The organism is Vallitalea pronyensis, from assembly GCF_018141445.1.
Classification (GTDB): domain Bacteria; phylum Bacillota; class Clostridia; order Lachnospirales; family Vallitaleaceae; genus Vallitalea; species Vallitalea pronyensis.
The window spans coordinates 1,666,659-1,680,822 of record NZ_CP058649.1 but is presented as its reverse complement, the minus strand read 5'-3'; the positions used below and the strand labels follow the sequence as shown (position 1 = coordinate 1,680,822).

The window sequence follows — 14,164 nt, the reverse complement described above, 5'->3', positions numbered from 1 at the left end:
AATACAGTCGTTAGGATTAGCAGACTTCTAAAAGGGCTAATCATCTCTTCTACTGTTTCATTGACGAAGCTACTTAACAGAACCGATTGTTAAACCACCTACAATGTAACGCTGGAAATATGGGTATGCCAGAACCAGCGGTAACGTTGAAACAACCATCAAAGCCATCATAAAAGACTGCTTTGGCAGGTTCTGAACCATTGACTGTGCTTCTGGACCAATCAATGAAGCATTTTTTATCAAGAAATCAATGTTTGCTTGAATCCTAATAAGCAAGTATTGAAGGCTATTCAGATAATCCACATCAATATATAACATGGCTTCAAACCAACTATTCCAGTATCCAATCGTTGAGAACAAACCTATTGTTGCAATGACAGGCAGTGATACAGGCATAACAATTTTTCGGTAAATGGTCATCTCAGTGGCACCATCAATTTTGGCACTTTCTATAATTTCCTTTGGAACCGTCATCTGGAAGAACGTTTTGGCGATGATAATCCAATAGGGATTCACAAGGGCTGGAACAATAAGAGCCCATACTGTATTCTTAAGGTTAAGTACCCTCGTAATAATCATATAATTCGGAACCATTCCAGCACTGAACAGCATGGTCAAGAATACATAAAAGGTCAAATGTTTACTCCATCGAAAGTCCCTTCTAGAAATGACGTAACCATAAGTGGTCGTAATCAACAATACAAGTACCGTCCCTACAACAACAACAAAAATGGTTGTCAGATAGGCATTCCTAATCTCCGTACCAAAAAGACTCAGAATCTTATAGGACTCTAAGCTAAAGGCGGACGGAATCAACTGATATCCATACATATCAATGGAACTCTTTGATGCAAAAGATATCAAAAAGGCGATGAGATATGGGGTGATACAAGATATGGCAATGATTCCAATAATCACAGAGACGACGATGTTGGATCTTTTTGAAATAGCAACAACATTAAAATCATACTTTTTCTTTCTCAATTGTATTCCCTCCTTAGAATAATGATTTTTCTTCATCAATCTTCCTAACAATGGTATTGGTAATCAATACAATTAGGAAACCGACGACTGACTTGAATACACCAGTTGCGGCAGATAGTCCAACATTTCCAGACACAAGGAATGTCTTGTATACGTATACATCCAGAGTGTGTGTTGCAGTAAACAGAGGTCCACTGTTCTTTGGCAAATGATAAAAAAGACCAAAATCAGAGTTAAGAATACCACCCACAGCTAGAATGGTCAAAATAATCACTAATGGTTTAAGAAGAGGCAGGGTTATGTACTTAATCTGGTCCCACTTCTTTGCACCATCAATGGCTGCCGCCTCATATAATGACCTGTCGATGCCTTTAAGGGCTGATATGTATACAACTGTACCATATCCAATACCTTTCCAAATGTTGGCAACAACAAGGATGAATGGCCAATACTTAGGTTCGAAGTAAAAGGATATGGGCTCTTTACCTATCATAACGAGAAAATCATTAATGATCCCTGAATCTGATAAGAATGATAATGCAATATAACTGATGACAACCCATGACAGAAAATAGGGTAAGAACATAAATGTTTGGAATACTTTTTTAACCGTTTCGCCTAACATTTCATGTATCATAATTGCCACCGTAATCGTAACAACCAATCCAACGAATATAAAAATTATATTGTATCCGATGGTATTTCTGAACATCAGCAACGTATCTCCACCGGAAAACAGGAACTTAAAATTATCAAGTCCAATAAACTTACTATGAAACATATTATAGAAGAACCCACGACCCTGATGTCTGAATTTGACAAAGGCAAGATACATACCTGGTAGAGGAAGATACTTAAGAACAAATATAAGAATGATTGTTGGTAAAGCCATAATGAGCAATCCAATGTACTTTCTAACATCTCTTACAAAATGCTTAACCCATTCCATGGCCCGCGACTTATTTTTTTTGTTATTAGTGGATACTTTTATGCCATTCACATCGAAATGCTCCTTTCATAATGTAGCAAGAACCACCATGTATACAGTGGCTCTTGCTGGGAGGATAGATATCTATTTATTCGCTAAAAATTCTTTATACTGTTTATTAATTTCTTCAATCAACTTTTGTGCATTCTTATCATCTTTAAGTGCTTCTAATTCTGCCCATTTTTCTTCGAAATCAGCATTATCCAAGAAGAATAGGTTGTATTTTTCATACTCTGAAGCGAAGGCTGCAACAGCACTTTGCATATCAGGACTTGTTAAATCTAATCTAAATCCGCTAGACGCTGAGAAGTTAAGCCCTTCAAATGGAAGTTTGCCTGTTGTGTTTGGTGTATAATTTGCTAAGAATACTTCCCACTTGTTAGCAGGTTCACCTTTTTGAAGTGGTAATACAAAGAAGTTACCTTGTGTATAAACACCTACAGCATAGTCTGATTTACCTTTTTCAGTTCTTTCAAAGTAAAGTTTATCTGCTGCTGTGTATGAATTGCCGGTAATGTCATCTGTATGATCGACGTAGTTCCAGTGTACGCCTTCTACACCGTAAGCAACTGTTGTACGAACTTCTTGATCTGTATTAACAAGTTCAATAAATTTAGCGGTTTCTTCTTTGTTCTTTGAATGTACAGGAATTGCTGTTACAACCCCTGGATCTGAACCTCCAGTCCATGCAGGAACAAAACTGTATTGGCTAATTGTTTTTGTGTTTCCCTCAGAACTGTAATCATTTGTTAATTGTACACCCCAATATGGGAATGCTGCTCTCGTCTCAAATAAGAATCTGTGGTCTTTTCCATTAAACGCTGTATCATTGGTATTATATACTCTTACATCGCCACTTTTGATGAGTGTATCTAATGAACGAGCTGTTTCTTTAGCTGCTTCATATAAAGGATGCGATGTGTCAACAAGCATTTTGTATTCGGATGCATTTTTGTCAAAAGCGTTAATACCAATAAAGTTCTGAGCTTCTGGAATGGCATCAAAACCCCCAACTATATCGGCAAGGGCTGTTTTTGCACTGGCTTGATAAACGGTTACGTAATTAGGATCATTTAAGTTTGTATTACCGTTAACAACTGTAACACCAAGAGCACGATAAGCGTCAACTGCTGCATTAACTAATGGATGTATGAAGTCTTTGATACGAAGTTCAGGCGCAATTGCATGAATTCGATCTTGTACAATATATTCGGCAAATGTAACTTCTGTAGCACTACCATCAGCTGCAATTTTGTTAGCATTTGTCAATGGCACTTTTACATCACCTGAATCAAGAAATGCCACTTCTTCCTCAACGATAAATATGTAATTATCCCAACCAACTTCTTTGTTAGTAGATATGCCGTAAAGAGCACCATCAAAACTTGCACCTGTTTTTAGAGCTGGATTGACAAGGTCAATTGTTTCAGGCATATACTCTTTAAGTGTGTTTAAGTCAACAAAATAACCATCAAGTGCATTTTGAGTGAAGTTTGCTGCCCAGTTTGCTGCAAAGACCATATCCATGTCATCACCGGCTGCTAGCATCGTTCCTATCTTAGCAGTATAATCACCGTAACCAATGTGACGAATTTCAACGTTAGCACCAATTCTGTCACGCACTAAGTCACTAAGACGTTTGTTAACTGATGGCAAGTCTGCTGGTGCATCGCCGATATTGTACCAGACTACTGTTGGCAAGTCTTTTGCATCTTTGGTTTTACTTGTGGTATCTTTTTCTCCGTCATCTGTTGATTTATCTGAGCTACATGCAACAAATGAAAGTGTTAATACTAATGCAAGTAACAAGATAGATAATTTTTTTAGCATAATTTCCCTCCAAATTTAATATAAAGTTAAGTAAGCAACACAAAGATACCATCAAAATTACTTTGTTACAACAACTTTTAAAGTCTTGAGCAATATATTTAAAGACTATGGCACAATTCTTACATTATCCGTATAAATCATTGCGTAATATTTTCATCTCAAAAGGTTTTATAGTAATACTAGCCAAATCAACAGGTTCAAAAAACAACATTTTTCATCATATTTACTTCGTCTATAGGTACGACGTAAGTGTTGTGCTTTAACTCCATTTGTTTCTATGAAGTTTTCTATAATCGTTAGGCGTACAGTTATTAGCTTTCTTAAAGTGGTAGAAGAAATTCACTTCTGTATTGAACCCTGCATCAATAGAGATTTGGAAAATACTCTGACTGGTGTTCTCCAATAGAAACTCTGCATGGTTGATTCTCTTTCTAATCAAGTACTGTATTGGGGTCAACCCTGTTATTTTCTTAAACTCCTTTGTAAAGTAGTATTTGGATAAATTGGCTACCTTGGCAATATCTTCAACATGAAGATCCTCACTAAATCTTTCTTCTATAAAGGATTTGGCCTTAGAAATTAACTTCTCATTTAAACGCTTCTCCTCTACGGCCTCGACGATATCAAGTTCGGATAGGATAGTAAAGATATGTGCTGTCAGCTTATATGGCTGATACCCTTTTTCAAGAGATGCTTTAATGCGCGAATATACAACGCGAACTTTTTGAGGATTCATAACAGAAATTAGACCTTTTTCTTTATTCTCCGTTACCTTCTCAATAATCTCATCAACGGATGGCCCGTCTATATGGAGAATATAATAGGCACAATTATGACTAGAAACCTTTAGTTTCATACCTGCCTTAATAACAAGAATATTATTCTGATGAAAGTACGTGTATTTACCATCCTTTACCAGAATACCTTGTCCATTCTTAAAAAAGAACAACAGATAACCCTTCCTAAAATCTTCAGTGAAGTCAAATATATACTCATCTGTGGAGTAAACGTCTCTAAACTCCTTGACAAATAGTTGACTACCCGTTACTACCTGTGGGTTTTCGGGTTTTATATGCTTACAATATTCCTTCATTGAAACACCTCCTAAACAATTGTTTACTCACATTATACGCATATAAAGCAATATTTGAAAGTATTTGTGCATTTTTCTTAATTGATTAACCATCACACCAAGCATATAATAGTTTACAAAAGTAAATTAATTTTAACATTTGTATTGGAGAAAAACGATGACAATTATTGGACAACCCTTAAAAAACATTCCCTGGGAAGAAAAACCCGAAAACTGCAACGAACCCATGTGGCGTTACTCTAAGAATCCTATTATCCCCAAAAATGCAATCCCCTCTTCCAACAGCATCTTTAACAGTGCTGTTGTTCCATACGAAGATGGATTTGCAGGGGTGTTCCGCTGTGATACAAAAGCAAGGCTAATGAATATCAACGCAGGTTTCAGCAAAGACGGTCTTAACTGGCAAATAGAACATCATCCCATTGAATTCAAACAAGCACCTGGACATGACTTTATCCATTCTGATTACAAGTACGACCCCCGTGTTGTACAATTAGATGATAAATACTATATTCAATGGTGCAATGGTTATCACGGACCAACTATTGGTATGGGCTATACAGAAGACTTTAAAGAATATTATCAGATGGAAAATGCCTTTATGCCTTATAATCGAAATGGGGTTTTATTTCCAAGGAAAATTGATGGCATGTATATGATGTTATCAAGACCAAGTGACAATGGTCATACTCCTTTCGGCGATATCTGGCTGAGTAAATCTCCTGATCTGAAATACTGGGGGGAACATCGCTTTGTTATGGGTACTGCTTCTTTTGAAGAAAGCGCATGGCAGTGCACGAAGATCGGTGCAGGTCCTGCTCCAATTGAAACATCTGAAGGCTGGTTATTATTCTACCACGGCGTACTTCATTCGTGTAATGGCTTTGTCTATGCTATGGGCGTTGCCTTACTGGATATTCATGATCCTTCAATAATTATTGCCAGAAGTAAACCTTACTTGTTGACACCAGAAAAAGACTATGAATGTGTGGGCGATGTACATAATGTAATTTTCCCTTGCGCCGCTTTATCAGATGCTGAGACTGGACGGATCGTTGTTTATTATGGCGGTGCGGATACCGTTGTCGGTTGTGCTTTTTGTAAAGTTGATGAGCTAATTCCTTGGCTTTTTGAAAACAATTTGTAAAAAAGTATCAATATTCATTTACTCATATTGTACATCTGTAGTCAATGTGCTATATTGAATAATGATAAAGTATTAACTTACATATTTAACAAAAAGGAGCGAATTATGGGAAAAGTTACAATGCAGCATATAGCCGATGCTCTCGGTATATCACGCGTAAGCGTGTGGAAAGTATTCAACAAACAGTCCGGTATATCCGAAAAATTGAAGAACGATGTTCTGGCAAAAGCAGAAGAGCTAGGATACTTCAGAAACATGGTGTTAAAGGAGACAGCACCTCAAAGAAACAAAACCATTGCTGTCATTGTAGCTCGGCCTGAATCCGCAACTTTCTGGACTAACATTATCTTTCAGATATCTAGCGAACTAAGCCGACATAATATAAACCTTATGTATGCCACTATTCCATCTGAGTTCTCAAGCAGCTTTTCACTGCCTAACATGCTGACAGACAGAACCATTAGCGGTGTAATCGTTTTAAACATCTATGACACAAGAATTCTAAGTGAAATTAATAGGCTATCACTTCCAAAGGTTTTTCTTGATATCACCCCGGATTTTCCTATTAGAGAACTTTCAGGTGACCTGATACTTTTGGAAGGTTATGAGACGATCCGCAAAATTACTTCATCCGTTATATCAAAAGGTTGCAGTAAAATAGGGTTCATCGGTGATACACGCTATGCTAAAACGAACCAGGACAGATATAAAGGATTTGTCCGAACTTTAAAAGAAAATAACATTGAATTTAAAAAAGAATATTGCCTTATTGACCACATTGACATCTACAGTTACTATGTGCAAATGACTAAGTTCTTCGACTCTTTTAATGACCTGCCTGAAGCTTTTATCTGTGCTAATGATCATATTGCAAGTTTTCTATACCAATATTTTAGCGAGCATCCCGAAAGGCTGACCCATGATATTATGGTAACCGGCTATGATGGAAGCAGTGAATATCTTAATGTTTCAGGCCTTCTTACAACAGCCTTCGTAAACACCGAAGACCTTGGACGCAGGCTAGCTTATCAGATAAGATTCAGAGAAGAAAATCCAGCTGCCCAATATGAACTGACGTACATCTATCCCGAAATCATCTATCGGGATTACAACCTTTCACCATAGTTTACAAATATATTATGTCTAACCATATAATTTATAAGGAGACTAAATACATGGACTATAAAAATAGTAATTTATCAGTAGAACAACGTATTAATGATCTACTAGCACGAATGACCCTAGAAGAGAAAGTTGCCCAACTGGATATGTGCCTTGCCACAGATTTTGCAACAAAACCATCCAAAAAGCATATCTGCAGTATTGATGAAGATAGTGAATTCGATTACGAAAAATTGAAGGATCGGTTAGCCCATCGAGGTATCGGTTCAATGACTTCTGTATACACTGTTCCAGCAGTAACGAATCGGCTCCAACGTTACTTTGTTGAAGAAACCCGACTAGGTATACCATGCCTTTTTACAGGGGAAGGCCTTCATGGCATCGATGGTCTTCGAGGAACAGTCTTTCCATCTTGTTTAGGAATGGCTGCAACCTTTAATCCCGATCTCGTTTATCGTATAGGCGATGCCATTGGGAAAGAAACCAGGTCACTGGGCATACACGAAGTACTATCACCTAATCTAGATATTGCTAGAGAATTGCGTTGGGGACGTGTTGAAGAAACCTTTGGTGAAGATACATATCTTGCTTCAAGACTTGGTGTTTCTATTATTAAAGGTCTTCAAAAAGGTGATATAAGCCGACCAGATTCAGTTGTTTCAGAGCCGAAACACTACTGTGTCTATGGTATTCCAGAAGGAGGCTCCAATTGTTCACCTGCCCATGTAGGGCGTCGTGAAGTTAAGAGCGTATATCTACCTGTATTTGAAGCTGGAATCAAGGAAGGTGGCGCATACAATGTCATGGCAAGTTATAACAGTGTTGATGGTGACGTTATGATGTGCTCCAACAATTATTTAGATAAAATTCTCAAACAAGAGCTTGGTCTTAAAGGCTACTCGCGTTCAGATTGGGGTGGTATCGGTAAAATTAAGGGACGCCACCATCTTGTTACCGAAGATAGTGAAGCTATTCGAATGGCAATCGGTAACGGGTTAGATGTTCAAGGTCTTGATTACCCTAATGATATTTTTGAACCAACCCTTGTTGATCTTGTGAATAATAACGCTATACCCATGTCACGCATTGATGATGCGGTTAGCAGAGTTCTTCGAGTTAAGTTTGATCTAGGACTATTTGATAACCCTTACAGCAATGAAGATAACTACCTGAATTGGATACGTTGCGAAGAGCATCGATTAATTAGTTTAAATACAGCCAGAGAATCCATTACATTACTTAAAAATAACGGTGCTTTACCTTTGGATAAATCGGTTAAATCAATTGCTCTCATTGGCCCTAACTCTGCTTCTCCAAAAATTGGCGGCTATTCATCCATACCTACAGGTTATACCATTGCGTCTGTACTTGATGTGCTTAAGTCATCCGTTGGCGAAGATGTAACCATTCGTCAATGTAACGGCTGTTCAATAACTGAAGGTGAGAAAACAGAACATATAATAGACGGTCATCCTCATTTATACTCTGAGGGTGAAGATGAAATCCTTAACACTTTAGACGAAGCCGTTATGATTGCATCTGAATGTGATGTCATCATCATGGTAGGCGGTGATAACTCACTCACATCAGGGGAATGCCATGATCGAACAGAACTAACGCTGCCAGGCAAACAACGAGAGCTGATTAAAAAACTTTCTGAACTTAACAAACCATTACACCTAGTTCTACTTAATGGAAAAGCATTTGATCTTTCTTTAGAATCCCAACTCTGTGATAGCATCATGATGGCATGGTTTGGAGGCGAACATGGTTCTCAAGCCATCGTGGAAGCTCTTTTTGGCGAACTCAATCCTTCCGGTCGATTACCTCTTTCATTTCCACAAAGTTCCGGTCGGATTCCATGCTATTATTCTATGCTTCCTGGTGGTGATTTTGAGTTCTTTGAAGGTACCAAAGAGCCTATGTACTCTTTTGGTTACGGGTTATCCTATACTACTTTTGATTACAGCAATCTCCAAGTTTCAACCATAGACCAAAATACCTTTGAAGGTACAGTAACGATAGATATTACAAATACAGGAGATACTTCAGGTGATGAAGTCATCCAGCTTTATGTTAACGATCTTCAAAGTAGTGTTGCTACACCAATGAAGTTATTAAAAGGCTTTAAACGCATTCATTTAGCACCTCATGCATGTAAAACTGTCACATTTGAACTGAACTTTGACACTTTTAAATTAATGGATTTAGACTGTCAATGGGTTGTTGAGCCAGGAGACTTCAAAATAATGGTTGGTGCTGCATCAAATGATATTCGATGTGAAACTATTATTACACTCTAAGGTACATCAAAATCTAAAGATGAGCTTTGAAGATAACGCTTTAACAAAAGAAGTATGTTACATAGGAGGCTAATGTAAATATGATTAGAGCTTCTTAATTCTAGATGTAGATAATCTTGAGAAAGTAATCGTTACCACTATATTTTACCCATTATAATGAGGGCTGTCAACAGATGTTGACAGCCTATGGTTTACTCTTCTGTTGATATTCTATTTTTCCCCAACATTTGCTGTAACCATTTCTCCTCACCATATTGCTCTAAAAGCATTTGGTTTTCTATCAAATCCTGCCCATACTTCTTCCAACTCTCAGCGAATTTTTTGAATCTTGAACATGGGAAATTGTTACATTCATAACAGTAATTAAGTCCTTTTTTTTCTACACAACACATATAAATACTTTTACATTTTCTGGTTTTACAATGTGTTTCAGCACCTAGACATTCATTTTTCTTGCCTGATTTATAGCGATAACAGCCTCCACAATAAATACCACAGGGAGGAATAAACCCTTTATATTTTTTCATATACATCACCTTTTATCCATTATGTTTTTATTCTATGTCGCCTAAAAACCTATCAACTATTTTACTGAATTCATTCGGTAGATCATTAAACGGCATGTGCCCTGCACGATCCATCACCACATACTTTGCATGTGGAAAAACATCTAGATATAATTGACTTGCTTTTTCATCTTGAACAAAGTCATTGCCTGTGTGTATGATTAAAGTTGGTACTTTTACTTTTGAAATGCTTTCCGTATAATCGTATTTTTGTCCCATACTTAAATAGATAGCTTGCACCATCCACCCTCCTGCTTTAGCATTTTTGGGCGGTGTAATGCCCTCACCTTTTTCATATGCCTTATAGAAATAAGTGCCTAACTCATTGTTTAGTGCTACTAATTCTTCTTCTGATTTTTTAAATAGATTCTTATAATCAAAATATCTTTTTAGAAAGTCCGAATAATCATCAATATCCTCTTCTTGTAACTGCCCTTCTATGTTATCAAATAGCCCAGGTACTTCCAAGGGCATTTTAAGCAATGGTGCTGGTGCTACAAGAATTAATGACTCTACATTTTCAGGAAATTCAGTAGCATATAGTGAGGCGAGGACTGCACCAAAAGAATGTCCAATTAATGTGAGTTTTTCTTCCCCTAAAATTCTTCGTATACGTTCTATATCGGCTATTTGGGCAGTTAGACCCAAAGTTGATTCCAGCTCCAACATATTTTTGTAGTAATTTTTGGATGAAAACGTATTGATTGGACGGGTTGACGAACCGCTTCCTCTTTGGTCATAATAAATAAAGCGATGTGTCTTAGAAAGTTCATCTAAACCTTTCCACTCTTCTGCATAGGGCATACCAGGTCCACCATGTAATATTAATATATTATCACCTGTTCCTTGAGTAAAATAATTCAGTTTGATATCTTCTTCAACTTGAAAATACCCAATGTTGCCTGATTGGATAGGAGGTTCAAGAGGTGCTCTTAGATTTATCTCCTTTTTCACATTACCTATCGTATATAACGGCTTCCCTGTCATTCTTATCATGATAAATGCTACTACCCCTATTACTATCATCAATATAATACCTATAAATAGTAGCTTTTTTTTCATTAATTTTCACCTTCCGTCTCTACAATTGGAATGATTATTTCTGTGATATATTTATGGGGATTTCCTTTAAAGATCATACCTGGACCTTTAATATAAACTTCTCTCGTGGGCGTAGTCGTTTCTAAATTGTTCTGCTTAGCATAATCTAGCAACGCTTTATAGGCATGGCTTGAATTTTCATAACTCCCTTTATGAATGGTGCTAATTGCTTTGATCTTAGGTACCTTTCTGCAAGAAATCTTAGGATTATTTACATCTTTTTTTACAGGCACACATGTTTCAATATCTGCTATTTCAGCATACTCACTGTCATGATATAGATTAAAACATTCACCGCCAACATTGCCTTTTAGAGCTTTATAAAGTTTGCCTATATAACTTCCACAATTTTCATATCTATCTTTGTATCTTATTGAAGCCACTTTAATTTCTGGAATATCTTTTATGGTAATCTCATAACGCATAGTAACATCCATCTCCTTATTCTTATGGTCAACCGAATCCATTATTTTTTGAACAAGCTTTTCTCTAACAGCTATCTCCCTTTGAATCTGTTCCTTCTTTTCCTTCAAAATATAGTGTAAATCAGCTTCATTATGACATAAGGTTAATACGTCCTTGATTTCAGAAATTGAAAATTGAAAATCTCTTAGTTTCTTTATAAGGATTGCTGTCTCATAATTATTGCTGTCATAAAATCGATACGCACTACCTTCTTCCCTTTTGGCTGGGACTAAAATACCTTCTTTATCATAATACCGCAAAGTTTTGATGGTCATATTGGTTATCCTAGAGAATTCTCCTATTTTATACATATTAACCTCCTTGAAATAAAGTATAGACTATCCCCTGTAGGGGAGTGTCAAGCTATTTATTATAATTATTTCTTATATTTTCGAGATGATAAAATAGACTACATTAATAAGTTTAAGTTATATCTGTTCTTTTTACTATAAAAAATTATATATTAAAAATCAATTGGATTAGTCAGTACATTTATTTTACCATTAATCGTTACTGCTATGATTATTTACTCTTAAATCGACAATGAATCTACTATCTACCTAAAATCTCATAGCATAAGAAGAAGCGGTGTTCATACTACTATGAGTATTATCCACCGCCCATCTTTATCTGTTTCCGGAAAAGTCATTTCCTACTCTTATTAAATCCTTTCACCATAAGCCAAACTGCTAAAAAGATCTCATTTAAAATCACAGGTAATATGAATATGTCTATAATGGTTGTGTTAATGCCTGTAAGTTTAATGATTGCCATTACAATAAGTATAACCGTTGAACAAATACCCCAAATAGAAATAAATGTTGGAATAACACGTATTCGATAAAGTAAAATGTAAAAAAACAATGCGCCTATGATAAAAAAGTAAATAAAAATATCATCATACAGTATGGTTCTAAATCTGACAAGGGTAGGAAAAAGAATGGATATTCCTCCTATAAGCACAAGAATTCCTTCAAGAACTTTACTACCTAAATATATAAAATTAAGATGCTGGTTACCTGTAACATTGAAAACCGGGTACATAAGGACTGCTGTGCCAATAACAGCTAATCCGCTTACTATATCAGTAATCACCCCTAACATGATATGTTCGGTAATGGTGTAAGTGAGCATGCTGTAAGCTGCAATAATTAATATTCCCACCCATATGGCTCTTGATTTATATTGCATATTCCTTAACATCATAATTCTCTCCTTTATTTACTATTATTTAAATAATTAAATGGACATATAAAATAGCAAATCTCCTTTCATCCTATACCAAAGTTTTCATCCTATTACTCCACCTTCACTTCATAATCGAATACTTCTCCAATCTTAACTTCAAATGCATCCGCTATGCGAAAAGCAAGCTCCAATGAAGGAGAATACTTCCCAGCCTCTATTGCCCCAATGGTCTGTCTTGAGGCTCCAACCTTTTCGGCAAGCTGCTGTTGTGTCATTTCATTGGCAAAGAAACGAAGTCGTCTGATGTTGTTTGTCATTTGAATTTTCTTAGCCATTTTTAATTCCCCTTCTGTAAAAGTAAATCTGAGTTAATCCCTCAAACAGTGATCCAACACTGAAAGAAATAAACAATACATTAAGCAGTACTGCTGGCGAATAATTTAAAACCTGTGTTGCCAACGATACGACAAATCCTATACCAGAGATGATTAAGAATAATCGCATAGATTTAAGTTCAATAAGCTTATCCCTTTCATCACTTACCATTTCTGCATCAATGGTTTTTTCAACATCCTTATCATCACACATACCGTTGGTTCTCTTTTCTTGTATGGCTATTCCAACGGACAGTATAATATTAAAAATAATTTGAACGACAATTGTAACGCCTATGGTTAAGCCAATAAAAACAAGCATGATGCCAGCCCAGGCTTTCATATCACCTGAAGGGAGGTCGCCTGATTGATATTTTGAATAAGTATAAATGCAATAAGCTGCCAATATAAATAATTCTGTTATGATGATAACAATGGTTCTCTTTTCATGGTATGACATATATATCACTCCTTATGATGTATGATTTCATATACATATTGTATTATATATTTTACTTCATGTCAAATATTTTTTACATCCAAGATATAATAAGCTCTTTCAGGGTAAAATACAAAGATGATATCCCCATTTGCAACACTACCATCCAGTTACAACTGTAAGTAACCTTTTTATATATGAAATGCAAAAAACAGGATTTAATCGGTATCATTAAATCCTGTCTTTTATTATTAATCATATAACTTCTATGTGTAGACATGCCTACTTTTTCTAAGTACGTACTTCAATGCCAAATATTATGAGGCTTAATGCTACGGTTGTTGAATTATATAATAATTCTCCTATAATTTCATCAAATAAAAATCTCACTATCCTAGCTGGTACTGTAGCCACTACAATCTTTAACCATAGATTAATTGTCTCTTACCTTTCTAGTCTTAAAAGAATCAAATGGGTTTTATTTCGCCTAATTCCATTCTACTGTCTCTTATATAAGATTTTATTATTTTAAGTTCATTCAGTTACTAATTTTGAATATTGTCT

At 36.0% G+C, this 14,164-nt stretch carries 13 protein-coding genes; 3 read left to right on the top strand and 10 right to left on the bottom strand.

Features of this window, described 5'->3' with window-relative positions; genetic code table 11:
• Positions 1 to 69: 69 nt before the first annotated feature.
• From HZI73_RS07100 to HZI73_RS07085, 4 genes are all read right to left on the bottom strand, one after another.
• Positions 70 to 984 carry a carbohydrate ABC transporter permease gene (locus HZI73_RS07100; RefSeq protein ID WP_212697557.1) on the bottom strand — a complete coding sequence of 305 codons (915 nt, stop codon included), beginning with the start codon at positions 982 to 984 and terminating at the stop codon, positions 70 to 72.
• A gap of 13 nt (positions 985 to 997) precedes the next feature.
• Positions 998 to 1,984, bottom strand: a complete 987-nt coding sequence (locus HZI73_RS07095) for an ABC transporter permease (protein WP_246552381.1) — start codon at positions 1,982 to 1,984, stop codon at positions 998 to 1,000.
• 72 nt (positions 1,985 to 2,056) lie between these two features.
• On the bottom strand, positions 2,057 to 3,802 hold the full coding sequence (locus HZI73_RS07090) for an extracellular solute-binding protein (RefSeq protein ID WP_212697556.1): 1,746 nt from the start codon (positions 3,800 to 3,802) through the stop codon (positions 2,057 to 2,059).
• A gap of 259 nt (positions 3,803 to 4,061) precedes the next feature.
• Entirely contained in the window at positions 4,062 to 4,895 is an 834-nt protein-coding gene (locus HZI73_RS07085; protein ID WP_212697555.1) for a helix-turn-helix domain-containing protein, read from the bottom strand.
• Positions 4,896 to 5,052: 157 nt separating this feature from the next.
• Between HZI73_RS07085 and HZI73_RS07080 the strand changes: the two genes are divergently transcribed.
• From HZI73_RS07080 to HZI73_RS07070, 3 genes are all read left to right on the top strand, one after another.
• Positions 5,053 to 6,042 (top strand): glycoside hydrolase family 130 protein, encoded by a 990-nt coding sequence (locus HZI73_RS07080; RefSeq protein ID WP_212697554.1) that lies wholly within the window; start codon positions 5,053 to 5,055, stop codon positions 6,040 to 6,042.
• A gap of 105 nt (positions 6,043 to 6,147) precedes the next feature.
• Positions 6,148 to 7,167: a substrate-binding domain-containing protein gene (locus tag HZI73_RS07075; protein WP_212697553.1), complete on the top strand. Its 1,020-nt coding sequence runs from the start codon at positions 6,148 to 6,150 to the stop codon at positions 7,165 to 7,167.
• A gap of 50 nt (positions 7,168 to 7,217) precedes the next feature.
• Positions 7,218 to 9,467 carry a glycoside hydrolase family 3 N-terminal domain-containing protein gene (locus tag HZI73_RS07070; protein WP_212697552.1) on the top strand — a complete coding sequence of 750 codons (2,250 nt, stop codon included), beginning with the start codon at positions 7,218 to 7,220 and terminating at the stop codon, positions 9,465 to 9,467.
• A gap of 191 nt (positions 9,468 to 9,658) precedes the next feature.
• Here HZI73_RS07070 and HZI73_RS07065 read toward each other — a convergent pair whose 3' ends face one another.
• From HZI73_RS07065 to HZI73_RS07040, 6 genes are all read right to left on the bottom strand, one after another.
• On the bottom strand, positions 9,659 to 9,994 hold the full coding sequence (locus tag HZI73_RS07065) for a DUF3795 domain-containing protein (protein WP_212697551.1): 336 nt from the start codon (positions 9,992 to 9,994) through the stop codon (positions 9,659 to 9,661).
• Positions 9,995 to 10,021: 27 nt separating this feature from the next.
• Positions 10,022 to 11,095, bottom strand: coding sequence for an alpha/beta fold hydrolase (locus HZI73_RS07060; protein ID WP_212697550.1), 1,074 nt, complete (start codon positions 11,093 to 11,095; stop codon positions 10,022 to 10,024).
• Entirely contained in the window at positions 11,095 to 11,910 is an 816-nt protein-coding gene (locus HZI73_RS07055; protein WP_212697549.1) for a MerR family transcriptional regulator, read from the bottom strand. The genes HZI73_RS07060 and HZI73_RS07055 overlap by 1 nt, the downstream gene beginning before the upstream one ends.
• A 334-nt stretch (positions 11,911 to 12,244) precedes the next feature.
• On the bottom strand, positions 12,245 to 12,805 hold the full coding sequence (locus HZI73_RS07050) for a DUF4386 domain-containing protein (RefSeq protein ID WP_212697548.1): 561 nt from the start codon (positions 12,803 to 12,805) through the stop codon (positions 12,245 to 12,247).
• Between the two features lie 92 nt (positions 12,806 to 12,897).
• Positions 12,898 to 13,104, bottom strand: a complete 207-nt coding sequence (locus HZI73_RS07045; RefSeq protein WP_212697547.1) for a helix-turn-helix transcriptional regulator — start codon at positions 13,102 to 13,104, stop codon at positions 12,898 to 12,900.
• Between the two features lie 10 nt (positions 13,105 to 13,114).
• Positions 13,115 to 13,621, bottom strand: coding sequence for a hypothetical protein (locus HZI73_RS07040; protein WP_212697546.1), 507 nt, complete (start codon positions 13,619 to 13,621; stop codon positions 13,115 to 13,117).
• Positions 13,622 to 14,164: the final 543 nt, after the last annotated feature.